The organism is Pseudoalteromonas aliena SW19 (assembly GCF_014905615.1).
Classification (GTDB): Bacteria; Pseudomonadota; Gammaproteobacteria; order Enterobacterales; family Alteromonadaceae; genus Pseudoalteromonas; species Pseudoalteromonas aliena.
Genome location: NZ_AQGU01000022.1, coordinates 404,027 through 420,716 on the forward strand (window position 1 = coordinate 404,027; position 16,690 = coordinate 420,716).

The window sequence follows — 16,690 nt, forward strand, 5'->3', positions numbered from 1 at the left end:
GGACGGGTAATCTCGTCCCTACATTCTATTCAGCCGTAACAGATGCTGCAGCGTTAACTGCAGCATCTAATTGGCTTAATTTTCTTCCAACTCGATGTTGATACCCAGTGAGCGGATTTCTTTCAACAATACGTTGAACGATTCTGGCATACCTGGTTCCATTTTATGGTTACCATCAACGATGTTTTTATACATCTTAGTACGACCGTTCACGTCATCCGATTTCACTGTTAGCATTTCTTGTAGAGTGTAAGCAGCACCGTAAGCTTCAAGTGCCCATACTTCCATCTCACCAAAACGCTGGCCACCGAACTGTGCTTTACCACCCAGCGGCTGCTGAGTAACAAGGCTGTAAGAACCAGTAGAACGTGCATGCATCTTATCATCAACTAAGTGATTCAGTTTCAGCATGTACATGTAACCTACGGTTACTTGGCGTTCAAACTGATCGCCAGTTCGGCCATCATAAAGTGTAACCTGACCACTTCTTGGGTATCCACCAAGCTCTAGCATGTCTTTGATTTCGCTTTCTTTCGCGCCATCAAATGCAGGAGTAGCTATTGGTAAACCACCTTTTAAGTTTTCAGCTAGACGACGAATTTCGTCATCCGTGAAGCTAGCAATGTCTACAACTTGACGAGATTCACCAATTTCGTAGGCTTGCTTGATGAAGTCGCGTAGCTCATGAAGCTCACGTTGTTCTTTCATCATTTCTTCAATGCGTTCACCGATACCACGTGCAGCTAGACCCATATGTGTTTCAAGGATCTGACCGATGTTCATACGCGATGGTACACCTAGTGGGTTCAATACGATATCTACCGTACGACCTTTGTCATCGTAAGGCATATCTTCTACTGGTACGATAGTCGAGATAACACCTTTGTTACCATGACGACCCGCCATTTTATCACCTGGTTGGATACGACGTTTAACAGCTAGGTATACTTTAACAATCTTAAGTACGCCTGGTGCTAGGTCATCACCCTGGGTAATTTTACGACGTTTGTTTTCAAACTTTTTATCGTATTCAGCTTTAAGCTCATCGTACTGTGCAGCTAGTTGCTCAAGTTCAGCTTGCTTGTCTTCTTGTGCAAGGCTTTGAGTAAGTAGTTTTTCAGCATTCAGTGACGTTAGTTTGTCTTCATCGAAGCCTGCATCAACAAGTAACTTGCGAGCACGTCCTAAAACGCCAGCTTCTAAAATACGGAACTCTTCGTTGAAGTCTTTCTTCGCTTCGCGAAGCTGCATGTCTTCAACTTCTAACGCACGTTTGTCTTTTTCAACACCATCACGGGTGAAGACTTGTACGTCAATTACAGTACCAGTTACAGAATTTGGTACACGTAAAGAGCTGTCTTTAACGTCAGACGCTTTTTCGCCGAAGATAGCTCGTAGAAGCTTCTCTTCAGGTGTAAGCTGTGTTTCGCCTTTAGGAGTCACTTTACCTACTAGAATATCGCCGCCTTTAACTTCCGCACCAATATATACAACACCTGATTCATCAAGCTTGCCTAGTGCAGATTCACCCACGTTCGGGATGTCTGCAGTGATCTCTTCAGGACCTAATTTAGTATCACGGGCAACACACTGTAGTTCTTGAATATGGATTGTCGTTAGACGATCTTCTTCAACTACGCGCTCTGATAGTAAGATTGAATCCTCGAAGTTATAACCGTTCCATGGCATGAATGCCACGCGAAGGTTTTGACCAAGGGCTAAATCACCTAAGTCAGTCGAAGGACCATCTGCTAACACGTCACCACGAGTAACTGGTTCGCCAACCATGCAAGTTGGTTTTTGGTTAATACATGTGTTTTGGTTAGAACGTGTGTATTTGGTTAAGTTGTAAATGTCGATGCCCGCTTCACCTGGGATGCGCTCTTCTTCATGTACATTAACAACGATGCGACTTGCGTCAGCATACATTACTTCACCACCACGTTTTGCAACAATCGTTACACCAGAATCTTTCGCTAGTGTTAACTCAATACCAGTACCTACTAACGGTTTATCCGCTTTCAATGTTGGTACTGCTTGACGTTGCATGTTTGAACCCATCAATGCACGGTTAGCATCATCGTGTTCTAGGAACGGGATAAGTGCTGCCGCTACAGAGATCACCTGTTGTGGTGATACATCCATATACTGCTGGTCCATGCGACCCATAAAGGTAGATTCACCTTTGTGACGACATGGAATAAGTTCATCAACAAACTCATTGGTTTCAGTTAAGTTTGAATTCGCCTGTGCGATAACAAACTGACCTTCTTCAATGGCTGATAAATAATCAACTTCATCAGTTACAACACCGTCTACCACTTTGCGGTAAGGTGTTTCTAAGAAACCGTAGTCATTGGTACGTGCGTACGTAGACAATGAGTTAATTAGACCGATGTTTGGACCCTCAGGAGTCTCGATTGGACATACGCGACCATAGTGAGTTACGTGAACGTCACGTACTTCAAAGCCTGCGCGTTCACGAGTCAGACCGCCCGGACCTAATGCAGAGATACGACGTTTATGCGTAACTTCTGATAGCGGGTTATTTTGGTCCATAAACTGTGATAACTGAGACGAGCCGAAGAACTCTTTAACCGCTGCCGAAATAGGCTTAGCGTTAATAAGATCTTGTGGCATGATCGCGTCAAGGTCACCTAAGCTTAAACGCTCACGTACAGCACGTTCTACACGTACTAGACCAACACGGAATTGGTTCTCAGCCATTTCGCCAACACTACGTATACGACGGTTGCCTAAGTGGTCGATATCATCAACATCGCCTTGACCGTTACGAATAGCAATTAATACTTTCATAACAGACACGATGTCTTCTTTGCTTAATGTGCCAGGGCCTGTGTCTGTATCGTAACCAACACGGCTATTGAACTTCATACGACCTACAGTAGATAAGTCATAACGTTCTTCAGAGAAGAACAAGTTCTGGAATAAGGCTTCAGCCGCGTCTTTCGTCGGTGGCTCGCCTGGGCGCATCATGCGATAAATTTCTACTAATGCTTCTAAACGGCTGCTTGAAGAGTCAATGTTCAATGTATTTGACATGTAAGCACCGCTGTCCACTTCATTGATATATAACGTATCAATTTTAGTGTAACCAGCTTTAACTAGCTCAGCCATTAGCTCAAGAGTTAATTCATCATTCGCGCTAGCAATAACTTCACCCGTTGACTCGTCAACGTAGTTTTTAGCTATAATACGGCCAATAATATACTCATGAGGTACTTCTAGGCGGTTAATGCCTTTCTTCTCGATGCTCTTGATGTGGCGAGCCGTAACACGACGACCGCTTTCAACAAATACTTCACCGTCTTCGCTCTTGATATCAAAAGCGGCAGTTTCACCACGTAAACGTGAAGGCACAAGTTCCATAAGAACTTTACCGTTCGCTACTTCAAACGTCGTGTTGTCGAAGAAGATTTCTAGGATTTCTTCACTAGAGTACTCAAGTGCACGTAGGATGATAGACGCCGGTAATTTACGACGACGGTCAATACGTACATATAAGTTATCTTTTGCATCAAATTCGAAGTCTAACCATGAACCACGGTAAGGAATAACGCGTGCGTTATAAAGTACTTTACCTGATGAATGAGTTTTACCGCGGTCGTTATCAAAGAATACACCAGGGCTACGGTGTAGCTGAGAAACGATAACACGCTCTGTACCATTGATTACAAAGGTACCGGTATCGGTCATGAGCGGAATTTCGCCCATGTAAACTTCTTGCTCTTTAATGTCTTTAACTGTGCCTGGCGCTTCTTTATCCATAACAACAAGGCGCAGTTTCACGCGAAGTGGAGCAGAATAAGTCACACCGCGAATTTGACATTCTTTTACATCGAAAACTGGCTCACCAATACGATAACTTACGTATTGAAGCTCAGAATTTCCCGAGTAGCTTTTAATAGGGAACACAGAACGGAAGGCAGCTTCCAAACCATGATCGCCATCAGCGTCCGGCACTAAGAATTTTTTAAACGATTCTAACTGTGTAGACAGTAAAAAAGGTATATCCAAAACTTGTGGACGTTTACCAAAATCCTTACGGATACGTTTCTTTTCAGAATAAGAGTAAGCCATGGGGTTCCTCAGCTTGCTGTTCTTTGACCCGACCTGTTCTTGTAAGAACAGACTTAACTGGCAGCTATGCCAAGATTTTACAACATTTAAGTGTTGTTCTAACTTAGTCTTCCTTTTAACACTAGCAAACTATAAAGCGTTGAAAGTAAAGAAAAAATCAGATTTTATTTGCGCTAAAAGAGTAGTTCACTCCATAGCGCAAAAAGGCCGGTGATTAAATAATCACCAGCCCTTGCCTGATTTCTCAGGCAGCGAACTTAGCAAAAGCTAAATTACTTAACCTCAACTTCAGCACCAGCTTCAGTAAGATCTTTAGCAAGAGCTTCAGCTTCTTCTTTAGATACACCTTCTTTAACAGGTGTAGGAGCAGCTTCAACAAGCGCTTTCGCTTCTTTAAGGCCAAGGCCAGTTGCGCTACGAACAGCTTTGATTGCCGCAACTTTATTAGCGCCAGCGCCAGTAAGGATTACGTCAAATTCTGTTTTCTCTTCAGCAGCTTCAGCAGCTGGACCAGCTACCATTGCAGCTGCAGCAGTTACGCCGAATTTTTCTTCCATTGCTTCGATAAGAGCAACAACGTCCATTACTGACATTTCAGCAATTGCGTCAAGGATTTGGTCTTTAGATACAGACATTACAAATTTCCTAATAATTAACGGACATTAAGTCCAAATAAATTTTACACCGAAAGTGATTAAACAGCTTAAAATTAAGCAGCTTGCTCTTCTTTCTGTAGACGTACTGCTTCAATTGTTTTACACAATTTGCCAGCAGACGCTTCTTTCATAGCACTCATTAAGCGTGCAACAGCTTCATCGTATGTAGGTAATGTAGCAAGCATTGCTGCATCAACAACATTCCCTTCAAAAGCGGCCGTTTTAAGCTCGAATTTCTCATTCTTTTTCGCGAAATCTGAAAAGATACGCGCAGCAGCACCTGGATGCTCTGATGAGAAAGCGATTAAGCTTGGACCAACAAATGAATCAGAAAGACACTCAAAATCTGTTCCTTCAAGAGCACGTTTTGCTAAAGTGTTACGGACAACTTTCATCCAAACACCGTTTGCACGAGCTTCTTTACGAAGGGCAGTGATTGCGCCAACTGTTACACCACGAGAATCTGCAACAACTGCAGATAGAGCACCATTGGCTGCTTCGTTGACTTCAGCAACTATTGCTTTTTTGCCTTGAAGATTTAAAGCCATGGGTGTTACTCCTGGTTTAATGGGGATACCGATTATCGGACTCCCCTGTTCTACTCTTCCCTATCAAACAAGATAGAGATGCTTTTTACGGCGAGAGCCAGAAGGATTAGGAAAAATCTATCTGGGGTCTACACCGTCTACGTAGGTGAATATTAAGGCCGAAGCCACCTACGGTCTTGGACGGAAGCCCAATTTATCGTTAAACCTAAGGCTTAACGAAATTATGGACTTCAACCCGAATTCTTTACTTTGCCGACTAATAAATTAATCAACAAAATGGCGCGAAATTATAGTACAAATTTCACGCCATGTAAACACTAAATTAAGCTACAGTTGTGCTTAAAGTGCTTTGGTCAACAGAAACACCTGCGCCCATTGTTGTAGAGATAGTTACTTTTTTCAAGTAAACACCTTTAGCTTGAGAAGGCTTAGCCTTCTTAAGTGCAACAATTAGTGACTCAAGGTTTTGTTGAAGTTGCTCAGCGGTGAAATCAACCTTACCAATAGTAGTATGGATGATACCATTCTTGTCATTACGGTAACGTACTTGACCAGCTTTAGCATTTTTAACTGCTTCTGCAACGTTAGGCGTTACAGTACCAGTTTTAGGGTTTGGCATTAGACCACGTGGGCCTAAGATTTGACCTAGTTGACCAACAACACGCATAGCGTCTGGTGATGCAACAACAACGTCAAAGTTCATCTCGCCTTTTTTAACTAGCTCAGCAAGATCTTCCATACCTACTAATTCAGCACCAGCTTCTTTCGCAGCTTCTGCGTTAGCGCCTTGTGTGAATACAGCAACACGAACGTCACGACCAGTACCGTTAGGTAGTACAGTTGCACCACGAACGTTTTGATCAGATTTACGAGCATCGATACCAAGGTTAACGGCAACGTCAACACTTTCTACGAATTTAGCTGTCGCTAACTCTTTTAAAAGAGCAACTGCTTCATTGATTTCGTAATCTTTTGTTACTTCCACTTTTTCGCGGATAGTACGCATACGTTTAGTTAATTTAGCCATTTCTTAGTCCTCTACGTTCAAGCCCATCGCACGCGCAGAACCTGCGATAGTGCGAACCGCAGCGTCCATATCAGCCGCTGTAAGGTCAGCTCGTTTTGTCTCAACGATCTCTTCAAGTTGAGCACGAGTTACTGTGCCTACTTTATCAGTGTTAGGACGGCCTGAGCCTGATTTGATACCAGCTGCTTTCTTAAGTAAGTAAGCTGCAGGTGGTGTTTTCATATCGAACGTAAAAGAACGGTCGCCGTAAACAGAGATCACTACAGGAACTGGAGCGCCTTTTTCAATAGATTCTGTACGTGCGTTAAACGCTTTACAGAATTCCATGATGTTCACACCGTGTTGACCTAGTGCTGGACCAACTGGAGGACTAGGATTAGCCATACCAGCGGCAACTTGTAGCTTGATTAGAGCTTCAACTTTTTTAGCCATTATAAATACCTCATTAGGTGGGTCTTAGCCTTGTGCGCGCGAGGACGCGTACTCTAGCGGCTTCCCAGTTTAAAAATTGGTTTCGTACTTTTTGTATAGTAAAAATTAATTTTACCTTAATACAAAAAGGCCGCTGATTATAAGATAATCAACGGCCTTTTTCAAGCTTCGTGCCAAAATTTACAAAAATAGTGACGAAGCTTTTTTAATCAATTACTTATCTTGTTCAACTTGACCAAACTCAAGTTCAACTGGCGTAGAACGACCAAAAATAAGTACAGATACTTTTACGCGGCTTTTTTCGTAGTCAACTTCTTCAACTACACCACTGAAGTCTGCAAATGGTCCATCTGTAACGCGTACAACTTCACCTGGTTCAAATAATGTTGCAGGTTTAGGTGCTTCGGCATTTTCTTGTAAACGATTAAGAATGCGTTCTGCTTCTTTAGGACTAATTGGCGCAGGACGATCAGACGTTCCACCAATAAAGCCCATTACGCGTTCAGTGCTGTTCACTAAGTGCCAGCTTGCGTCGTTCATATCCATTTGTACTAATACATAACCTGGGAAGAATTTACGCTCAGACTTACGCTTTTGACCGGCACGCATCTCAACAACTTCTTCAGTTGGTACTAATATCTCACCAAAGCTCGCTTCAAGACCTTCAATTTTGATATGTTCGATTAATGTTTGTGCTACACGTTTTTCGTAACCAGAAAAAGCCTGTACTACGTACCAACGTAATTTAATTTCTTTGTTCTCGTTCTCATCCGACATGGGATCAGATCTCCAATCCAGTTAAAAAGCCAACAGCGCGGAATAAAATGCCATCTAATCCCCAAAGGATAAGCGCCATAATCACTGTTGCAACCATTACAATTAATGTCGTGTGGGTAGTTTCTTGGCGAGTTGGCCAAATAACTTTGCGTACTTCAATTCGAGCTTCTTTAGCGAAAGCAAGAAAGTTACGTCCCTTAAATGTTTGTGAGGCAATTGCTAATCCAGCCGCTATTGCAACAACAACGCCGATAGCACGTAGTAATACAGATTGATCTGCATACATATGATTACCAACAACTGCGCCTGCAAGTAGCGCGATTGCTACTAACCACTTTACTGACTCCATCGCACTTGATGGTGTTTCTACATTCGTGCTCATAATATTATTACCTTAACTACAGACACAACAACTCTACACCTAGGTAGGGTTAATCCATTAAAATCTAAACTTAAAAACAGACTTAATTTAAACCGGTTTTTAATCTCAGACTACTCAATACACAAGTAAATCTGGCAGGGGCGGAGAGACTCGAACTCCCAACCATCGGTTTTGGAGACCGCTGTTCTACCAATTGGAACTACGCCCCTGCAAAGTGGATGCCTATTATACTTACGCAGTCCATTAACACAAGCCTAAAAGATACCCACAGTGCAAAATCCCAACATTACATTAAAAAATCAATCTTAACATTGATTAAAAAGCAGTTTATGATTGACCAGATACTCGGTTTTTACTTAGCCACTAGGCTACAAAACTCGCGCCGCGATTAAACCGCCCCTAGATTGAACAAATTTCAATCCACAAAGGTCAACACGCCCTAAGGGATTCACAAGAGATAGGAAGTCTGTGAAAGCAATTAAAACAATCATAAAATATAAAGTCATCAGCTTTTTATTATTATTTCATATTAGCTCGCTTGCTCTACCACTGTACTTAGATACATATACAAATGAGCAAGGTTTATCGCAAAATTCAATCACCTGCAGTACCACTGATGAAAAAGGGTTTCATTGGTTTTCGACCCAAGGCGGCTTAAATCGATTCGATGGATATGAATTTAAACACTATAAATTCAACCCTTCACAATCGAGTATTTCGGGGAATTGGATTACAGACTGCCTGAATTCAGGAAACGGTCAACTTTGGTTTGCAACAACAAGCAATGGCCTCAACTTATTAAATACTGAAACAGGAAATTTTAGTGTTTTTAACCAGTATTCAACTCCCTCTATTACAAACGAACGCATTTCAGCAATAATCTCTAATTCCCCCGAAACAATTTGGATTGGTCACGATAAGGGGCAACTTACTCGGTTAAATACAAACACTAATACTACCGAATTATTTACTTATCAAGACATCAATCAATTAAATGTTGTTTTTAAAAATATGCTTTTTGATGACAACAAAAACCTTTGGTTAGCAAGTAATATTGGGCTTATTAAGTTCGATTCAAAAACAAATCGGTTCGAGCATATACCTAATAGCCCTAAACAGATCTGGCAATTAAAAAAAGCCCCAAACGACAAATTTATTATAGGAAGTAAAACTGGTCTAAGTGTTTTTGACTCAAACGCACGAGCATTTTATAACTTTGAGCAACTCAAAAATGTTTGGGTCACAGATATACTTTTTGATGGTGAAAAAAAATTATGGGTAAGCACTTATGGTCATGGTCTTTATTACCAAGCTACAGATAATTTATTAAGTAGCGAGTTTCGTCAACTTACTCACTCTTCAGATTTAAAACATGGCTTAGCTAACGATCACCTATTATCACTTTACCAAGACCCTCAAGGCATTATTTGGATTGGTACAGACGGCTATGGATTACATCGCTATGATAAAAGGCAGGCTCAGTTTGGTCATCAAAAACATCAAAGTAATAACTCGGCTTCTATCTCGAATGACTTTGTAAGAGCAATTCTCAAAGACAGCAACAACTTACTTTGGATTGGCACACGCGATGGCCTTAACAAGCAAACTAACAGTGGTTTTAAACGCTATAAAGTGAATGAAAACTCTACAACGGGCTTAACTAACAACAATATATTTAGTCTTTATGAGGATGCCAATAAACGCGTATGGATAGGCACATACGGCGGTGGTTTACTGCTTTACAACCCAATTAATGATAGTTTTTCAGCTTTTACTGTGCAAAGTCATCAACTCAGTAGTAACCGTATTTATGCAATCGAGGGCGATGAAAATGGTAATTTATGGCTGGGCAGTAATGAAGGATTAACGCGTTTTAACCCCGATACATTGCAAGTTACACACTTTAAATACAGCACAGATAAAAATAGTATCTCAAATAATACTGTTTTTAGTATTACGTATGACAGCTACAACAACATTATATGGGCTGGAACCCGTGCAGGACTCAATAAACTTTCTTTAGATGATGAAATATTCACTCATTACCAAAGCGATCTTAAAAAGCCTAATAGTTTAACGCACGACATGGTTACATCCTTGCATTTACAAGATAAAAATACTTTATGGGTAGGTACTTTTGGCGGGCTCAATAAATTAAATATCCCAACAAACAACGTTATAAACATTACCGAGTTCGATGGCTTACTTAATGATAATATTTTTGCAATTAAACAAGATAGCAACGGCTACTTGTGGCTCAGTAGTAATCAAGGTTTAACCCGTTACGCTCCTCAAACCCAACAAATGCAGCATTTTTTACCCGCAAACGGTATACAGCATCATTCTTTTATTTTAGGCGCCGCTTTTCAAGCCAATGATGGCGAATTATTTTTTGGTGGTATTAATGGTTTTAATCAATTTGATCCGTTAAAACTAACTCTAGCAACCCAACCTCCAGAACCCGTTATTACAGACTTACTTATTTATAACCAGTCAGTCGCGACGCAGCAATATATTAAAGCCAATACTCAAGCGGCTAAGCTTATAAGCTATACAGACAGGCTCTTTTTTAAAGAAGAAGACGGTGTTATCGGCTTTAAGTTTTCTGCTTTAAACAGTGCGGAGCCCCCTTCTCAATATCAATATGCTTATAAGTTAGCTGGATTAGATAAGCAGTTTTTATACGCAAACAAAAATCAGAGGCAAGTTAGCTATTCTCAACTTCCCGCTGGAAACTATCACTTTATTGTAAAAGTTAAAGACCAATACGGCCAATGGAGTGATGATAAAACGATGGCTGCACTTATGGTTACTCCACCTTGGTGGAAAAGCAATTTTGCCTATGCGAGTTACATTATCTCAGTGCTATTTATAATCTGGCTAATTGTAACCGCAAGGTATAGGGCTAAAATAGCAGAACAAGCTAATTTAAAAGAGAGAGAACTTAGCAGCTTAAAAACTCAACTATTAGATAACGTTAGCCATGAGCTTAAAACACCATTGAGCTTAATATTAGCGCCACTTGAGAGTTTACAAAAAAGCCATAAAGATTCAGACACTCAACAAAAGCTAGCGATGATTCATCGCAACAGTCATAAATTATTAGATCAAATAAATCAACTTTTGCAATTAAGCCAACGCCCTAGTTCAGTAGTAAAATACGTAACGCCCTATGCTATAAAGCCATTGATAATACAGCTAATAGAAGACTTTACTCCCTTATTTGAACAAAAAGATATTACATTCGAATTTAAAGATTTAACGCAGCAAAGTATTTACCTTGAGTTAGAGCATGAGCATATAACTTCAATTGTTAGTAACTTATTGAGTAACGCTCAAAAGTACACAACAAACACAGGAAAAGTGCTACTTCAATTATCAGCTCAAAATAAAACTTTTGTAATATCTGTATCAGACACGGGTGTCGGTATAGATAAAGAACACCTTGAAGCAATTTTTCAACGTTTTACTCGTATAAATACCAGCAATAAAAATGGCAGCGGTATTGGCTTAGCGCTAGTAAAACAGCTCACCGAGCAATATGGAGGCACCATAAATGTAACAAGTAAAATAAATAAAGGTAGCCGCTTTACAGTTTCATTGCCCACAGCTCAAAACCAAGAAGTCTCTAACCTCACAGTGCTTACTACATCTAAAAACGACAATAAACGTAGCGCAAAAAATAATAAAATTCTTATTATTGAAGATAACAACGAAATGCGTGACTTACTGACTTCTCTCTTTAGTAACAGCTATGAATGCATAAGTACACTCAATGGCAAACAAGGCTTAGCATTATGTACAAGTGAAATGCCCGATTTGGTAATAAGTGATGTAATGATGCCCGTTATGGATGGCTATCAGTTTATTAAAGCACTGCGCAGCGACACGGCTATTAGCCACATTCCAGTTCTATTACTTTCAGCAAAGGCTGATACGCGCAGCAAATTAAAGGGCCTGGACTTACTTGCTGATGATTATTTAAGTAAACCCTTCGAACCACAGCTGTTATTAAGCCGCGTTCAAGGATTATTAACGATTAGAGAAGTGCTTAATCAACATTTAAAACAGCAGTTACCGGCTTTATCACAAACAACCCAACTAGACCCAAAAATGGTACAAAGTAAAGACTACATATTTACCCAGCGTGTAAAAGCAATAGTAAAAGAGTGTTATCAAGACGAGGCGTTTAGCGTAGAAGAATTTGCAGCAGCGCTTTACCTGAGCCCTCGCGCTTTGCAATTAAAAATGAAAGCCTTATATAACTTAACACCTAGCGACTACATTCGAAACATTCGTTTAGAATTCGCAGAAGAACTTTTGAAAAACAGTAATCTTGCAATAGGATTAGTTGCGCAACAAGTCGGCTTTAATTCACAAAGTTATTTTGCTCGCTGCTTTAAAGCAAAATATGCAACGTCGCCTAAGCAATTTCGTGAAAAAAGATTAAAAACTTCGCCTGTGTGACCAAACACTTCGCGCCAGTACTATTTTTAACCTACTGATTTATCTAAATTAACATGAATATAAATATTAAAGGGAATGCACAACATTTCCTTTAAGCATATTAATTAAGGACAGTCATATGTTAAGAACACCACAAAAATTACTATTAACGGCACTATTAACGACCACTCTGAGCGCTTGTCAAAGCACTTCAACCAATGTGACATCGGGTCAAAACTCACCAGATATAAATGCAGTTGCACAGGAACAATACAACGGTCCAAAAGCCCGAATTGCAGTTGCACGCTTCACCGACAAATCAAATAATTCAAAATGGTGGCGTAAAGAAATAGGCGACGGTATGGCGGATCAATTAACTACCGCTCTAGTATCAACAAATCGTTTTATTGTTTTAGAGCGCCAAGCACTTGACGCGGTTTTATCAGAACAAGATCTAGCGGCCTCAGGTCGCGTTAGCGCTTCATCGGGTGCTGCTTATGGCGAGATTGAAGGTGCTGAAATAGTCGTGATTGCTGCGGTCACAGAATTTGATGACGATAGCTCTGGTGCAAGTGTAGGTAGTGGCGGCTTTATCGGTGATGTATTTAGCTCTGTATCTGCCGGTTTTTCGGGTTCACATATGGCAATTGATCTACGCCTTATAGATACTCGCACATCACGTATTTTAGCTGCAACAAGTGTTGAAGGTGGCAGTAAAGATTTTGATTTCACAGGCGCTGCAACCAACTTTGGTGGCGCACTTGTTGGCGGTAATATAAGTGGATGGTCTGATACACCTAAAGAAAAAGCCCTGCGTGAAGTTATTATTAAAGCAGTTGAGTTTTTAGAAACTAAAATTCCAGATACTTACTATCGCTATAACAGTAACAACACTTTAGCACCGGGTTACACTGCGCCGCCGCCAGCTACTAAACGCGCAAAAGCAGCCAGCAAGCCCGCTGTAACAGTAGATGTACCCACTCATAGAATGCCGCATTATGAAAAAATGGATTTAGCAATGTCACGCCTAAGCTTAGTGTGCTTGGGTTACCTAAGAAACCAGCCTGATTATGAAGAATTTGAAACACAAGATGTTGAATACGATCGTAAAACAGTTATCGCACTGCGTGAGTACCAACAAGACAAAAAAATAAAGGTAACGGGTTTAGCTGATGAAACAACTAAAAAGTCACTTGATGACAGTGGTTGTATTGCCAAAACGAACAAATCTAGCCTCGAAAGTATAAGCAACATGTTTAAATTTAATTAATCAGTATTAGCTTTAAGCTTAAAATAAAAAACGGCTGTTATATAGGCCGTTTTTCATCCACACGTAATAACTCACCACGATAAAAATCACACACTAACCAAATTTGTTCAAATTGATAGGTTCTTGGAAAGTTAAGGTCATCGATCACTGCTTCAAAGTCAGCTTTGCGCCAAATAGTACTCGCATTACGAATAACAAGCCAAGTACGCTTTGAATAATAACGTTTTTTTCTTTTTATTTTAGCAATCGCTCTAATGCGGCCCGCAATCTGTGCTCACTTGGCTTTTGTGCCATGTCTGCTAAATCTCGCTGCATTTGCATTGACAGCGGGCGCCCTAAAACAGCCATCGCTTCTGTTTCGCTGGCATACAAATGGGCAATCTCTATATCAAGCTGTTCATCTTCTTGATAACAACTAACATAAGGTTTATTGGGCTCATTATGCCAAATATTACGCATATGAATGCCTAACTGCTGCTCATAACAACGTAAAAACAATTTAGCCGCATCATGCTCTAACTGACGCTTTTCCTCATCACTGCTGCGCTTCATTCAACACCTTGTAAACATCACTTAATAGGCTTGAAGCACCAAACCTGAATGTCTTTGCTTGCAGGTAATCATCACCCATTATCGTGCGTGCCAGTGCTAAATAATCACTGGCATCAGCCACTGTTTTAACACCTCCGGCGGCTTTAAAGCCAACACGCTTACCAGTCCTTTTAATTGCACTGAGCATAATTTTTGTTGATTCAAGCGTAGCATTAACAGCGACCTTACCCGTACTGGTTTTTACAAAATCGGCACCACCTTCAATTGCAAGCTCCGTGGCTTGAGTAATAAGCGCGTCAGTTTTAAGCTCACCGCTTTCTATAATTACTTTTAGTTGCGCGCGCGACCCACACGCTTTTTTACTTTCGCTTACATAGCTAAGTACTGTTTGAGCATCGCCCGCTATGAGTTTTTTATAAGGAATAACTAAATCAATCTCATCCGCACCGCGCTCTATTGCAATGAGTGTTTCGTTAATTACATCACTGAGTGGCGCATCACCCGTTGGGAAATTAGTGACTGTTGCCACTTTTACGTGGCTAAGCTCACGCGCTGCCAGTGCTATTTTTGCATCATCAACAAAGTCGCTATAAACACATAAGGCTGCTGGCGTGCCTAAGGTCGGATTTATACTATTAACAAGCGCTTGAATGTCTGTAGTTGTATCACTGCTGTTTAAACTTGTTAAATCCATCAGTGCGACTGCTAATGCCGCGTCTTTTTGATGCTGTGTCATGTAGACTCCCTTGCCTATGTAAGTACAAAATTTAATATACCCCCATATTAACAAATTAAATCAAACTCGCTATAGCTCATAACCAAACACTATAAGCTGATTATTTTACTTGTAACTCGTCGCAATCCCTTGTTAACTAACTCTTAGGCCTAAAAAGCCCACCCATTATAACTTTTGGTTATATCAACTTGGTTTTAATTATTTTTTACTTATTGATAGCCGCTATATTCTGCTTGCCAGAATAAAGCGTTTTTCTTGTATTTGAATTTGTTTAGGGGTGTTATTAACGTGCAGTATTTACCTATCTTTACCAAACTCGACAACAAACCAGTATTGGTTGTTGGCGGTGGAGAGGTCGCATTACGCAAATGTCGCGCGTTTTTAAAAGCGAGAGCAAGCGTTACCTTAGTAGCACCTTGGTTTTGTGATGAATTAAAAGAGCATGCACATAATAATGAAGTCACGCTTATTGATGCTTATTTTGATGAGTCGCATCTTGATGGCAAAATGTTAGTTATTGCGGCAACTGACCGCGATGAAGTAAACAACAACGTATTTGAGCTTGCCAATGCCCGCAATGTATTCGTAAACGTGGTTGATGACCAACCTAAATGTACGTTTATATTCCCATCGATTGTTGACCGCGACCCAATTACGATTGCTATATCAAGTGCGGGCACTGCGCCCGTACTTGCACGCCGCCTACGCGAAAAGCTCGAAACCTTGATCCCACAACATATTGGCCCACTTGCAACACTTGTAGGCGGATTTAGAGACAAAGTAAAAAAACGCTTTAAACACTTTTCTGACCGCCGCCAATTTTGGGAAGGCGTGTTCGACTCTTCTGTCGTGAGTAAAGTGCAAACCGGTGATACTCAAGCCGCACAGCAGCAACTAGAGCAAATGCTAGATGCTAAAGCAGAGCCTGAAGGCGAAGTATATGTAGTCGGTGCAGGTCCAGGCGATCCTGAGCTTTTAACACTTAAAGCGCTGCAACTTATGCAACAAGCCGATGTGGTTGTATATGACTTTTTAGTCTCTGATGAAATTATGGAATTAGTGCGTCGCGATGCTGACCTTATTTGTGTAGGCAAACGTTTAGGCGATCACAGTGTTGTTCAAGACGACACCAACCAAATGTTGGTCGACCTTGCTAAACAAGGCAAAAAAGTATGTCGTATTAAAGGTGGCGACCCGTTTATTTATGGTCGTGGTGGCGAAGAAGTACAAGTACTGGCTGCTAACAAGGTAAATTATCAAATTGTACCGGGTATTACAGCCGCTGCAGGTTGCAGTGCTTATGCGGGTATTCCGCTTACGCATCGTGACCATGCACAAGCCATTCAATTTGTAACTGGCCACTGTAAAAAAGACGGTCAAGAACTTGATTGGCAATCGCTGGCAAAAGCAAATCAAACACTTGCTATTTACATGGGCGTAATTAAATCGCCGCACATACAAAGCGAGCTTTTAAAGCATGGCCGCAAAGCCGACACTCCTGTTGCCATTATCGAAAACGGTACACGTAAAAATCAGCGTGTGGTAACAGGCCAATTAGGCGAACTTGCCGACTTAATCCAGCGCAACAGCATTATATCGCCTGCGCTACTCATTATTGGCGAAGTAGCCGCCCTGCACTCGCAACTAGCGTGGTTTGGGAAAAACGAACAAACAAGCAGTTTTGCACAGCCGCTTACAGATGTATCAAATACATAACCGAATTTTAAATTTATAACTTTTAATCATTTTAGTAGGACGACTAA

At 40.9% G+C, this 16,690-nt stretch carries 11 protein-coding genes, 1 tRNA gene and 1 pseudogene; 3 read left to right on the forward strand and 10 right to left on the reverse strand.

Features of this window, described 5'->3' with window-relative positions; translation table 11 throughout:
- Positions 1-75: 75 nt before the first annotated feature.
- The 8 genes from rpoB to PALI_RS04050 form a co-directional block, all read right to left on the reverse strand.
- Positions 76-4,101, reverse strand: coding sequence for a DNA-directed RNA polymerase subunit beta (gene rpoB / locus PALI_RS04015; RefSeq protein WP_077536747.1), 4,026 nt, complete (start codon positions 4,099-4,101; stop codon positions 76-78).
- Positions 4,102-4,373: 272 nt separating this feature from the next.
- Positions 4,374-4,736 (reverse strand): 50S ribosomal protein L7/L12, encoded by a 363-nt coding sequence (gene rplL, locus PALI_RS04020; protein ID WP_077536746.1) that lies wholly within the window; start codon positions 4,734-4,736, stop codon positions 4,374-4,376.
- Between the two features lie 74 nt (positions 4,737-4,810).
- Positions 4,811-5,305 (reverse strand): 50S ribosomal protein L10, encoded by a 495-nt coding sequence (gene rplJ, locus PALI_RS04025; protein WP_024610769.1) that lies wholly within the window; start codon positions 5,303-5,305, stop codon positions 4,811-4,813.
- Between the two features lie 322 nt (positions 5,306-5,627).
- The gene (gene rplA / locus PALI_RS04030; RefSeq protein WP_077536745.1) at positions 5,628-6,332 is read right to left on the reverse strand and encodes a 50S ribosomal protein L1; all 705 of its coding nucleotides are present in this window, start codon (positions 6,330-6,332) and stop codon (positions 5,628-5,630) included.
- Between the two features lie 3 nt (positions 6,333-6,335).
- Positions 6,336-6,764, reverse strand: coding sequence for a 50S ribosomal protein L11 (gene rplK / locus PALI_RS04035; RefSeq protein WP_024610771.1), 429 nt, complete (start codon positions 6,762-6,764; stop codon positions 6,336-6,338).
- 213 nt (positions 6,765-6,977) lie between these two features.
- Positions 6,978-7,541: a transcription termination/antitermination protein NusG gene (gene nusG, locus PALI_RS04040; protein WP_007378450.1), complete on the reverse strand. Its 564-nt coding sequence runs from the start codon at positions 7,539-7,541 to the stop codon at positions 6,978-6,980.
- Positions 7,542-7,545: 4 nt separating this feature from the next.
- Positions 7,546-7,923 carry a preprotein translocase subunit SecE gene (secE, locus tag PALI_RS04045; RefSeq protein ID WP_002958877.1) on the reverse strand — a complete coding sequence of 126 codons (378 nt, stop codon included), beginning with the start codon at positions 7,921-7,923 and terminating at the stop codon, positions 7,546-7,548.
- Between the two features lie 132 nt (positions 7,924-8,055).
- Positions 8,056-8,132 (reverse strand) — tRNA-Trp (locus PALI_RS04050).
- Between the two features lie 259 nt (positions 8,133-8,391).
- On the opposite strand from PALI_RS04050, the gene PALI_RS04055 reads away from it, so the two are divergent.
- Together PALI_RS04055 and PALI_RS04060 are read left to right on the forward strand one after the other, a co-directional pair.
- On the forward strand, positions 8,392-12,390 hold the full coding sequence (locus PALI_RS04055; RefSeq protein ID WP_193154986.1) for a hybrid sensor histidine kinase/response regulator transcription factor: 3,999 nt from the start codon (positions 8,392-8,394) through the stop codon (positions 12,388-12,390).
- 118 nt (positions 12,391-12,508) lie between these two features.
- Entirely contained in the window at positions 12,509-13,639 is a 1,131-nt protein-coding gene (locus PALI_RS04060; RefSeq protein WP_193154987.1) for a CsgG/HfaB family protein, read from the forward strand.
- Between the two features lie 37 nt (positions 13,640-13,676).
- On the opposite strand, the pseudogene PALI_RS04065 reads toward PALI_RS04060, so the two are convergent.
- Positions 13,677-14,191 (reverse strand): annotated as a pseudogene (locus PALI_RS04065) (hypothetical protein).
- Positions 14,175-14,927: a deoxyribose-phosphate aldolase gene (deoC, locus tag PALI_RS04070; RefSeq protein ID WP_193154988.1), complete on the reverse strand. Its 753-nt coding sequence runs from the start codon at positions 14,925-14,927 to the stop codon at positions 14,175-14,177. The pseudogene PALI_RS04065 and the gene deoC overlap by 17 nt, the downstream one beginning before the upstream one ends.
- 288 nt (positions 14,928-15,215) lie before the next feature.
- On the opposite strand from deoC, the gene cysG reads away from it, so the two are divergent.
- On the forward strand, positions 15,216-16,643 hold the full coding sequence (gene cysG / locus PALI_RS04075; RefSeq protein WP_182701855.1) for a siroheme synthase CysG: 1,428 nt from the start codon (positions 15,216-15,218) through the stop codon (positions 16,641-16,643).
- The last annotated feature ends 47 nt before the right edge of the window (positions 16,644-16,690 follow it).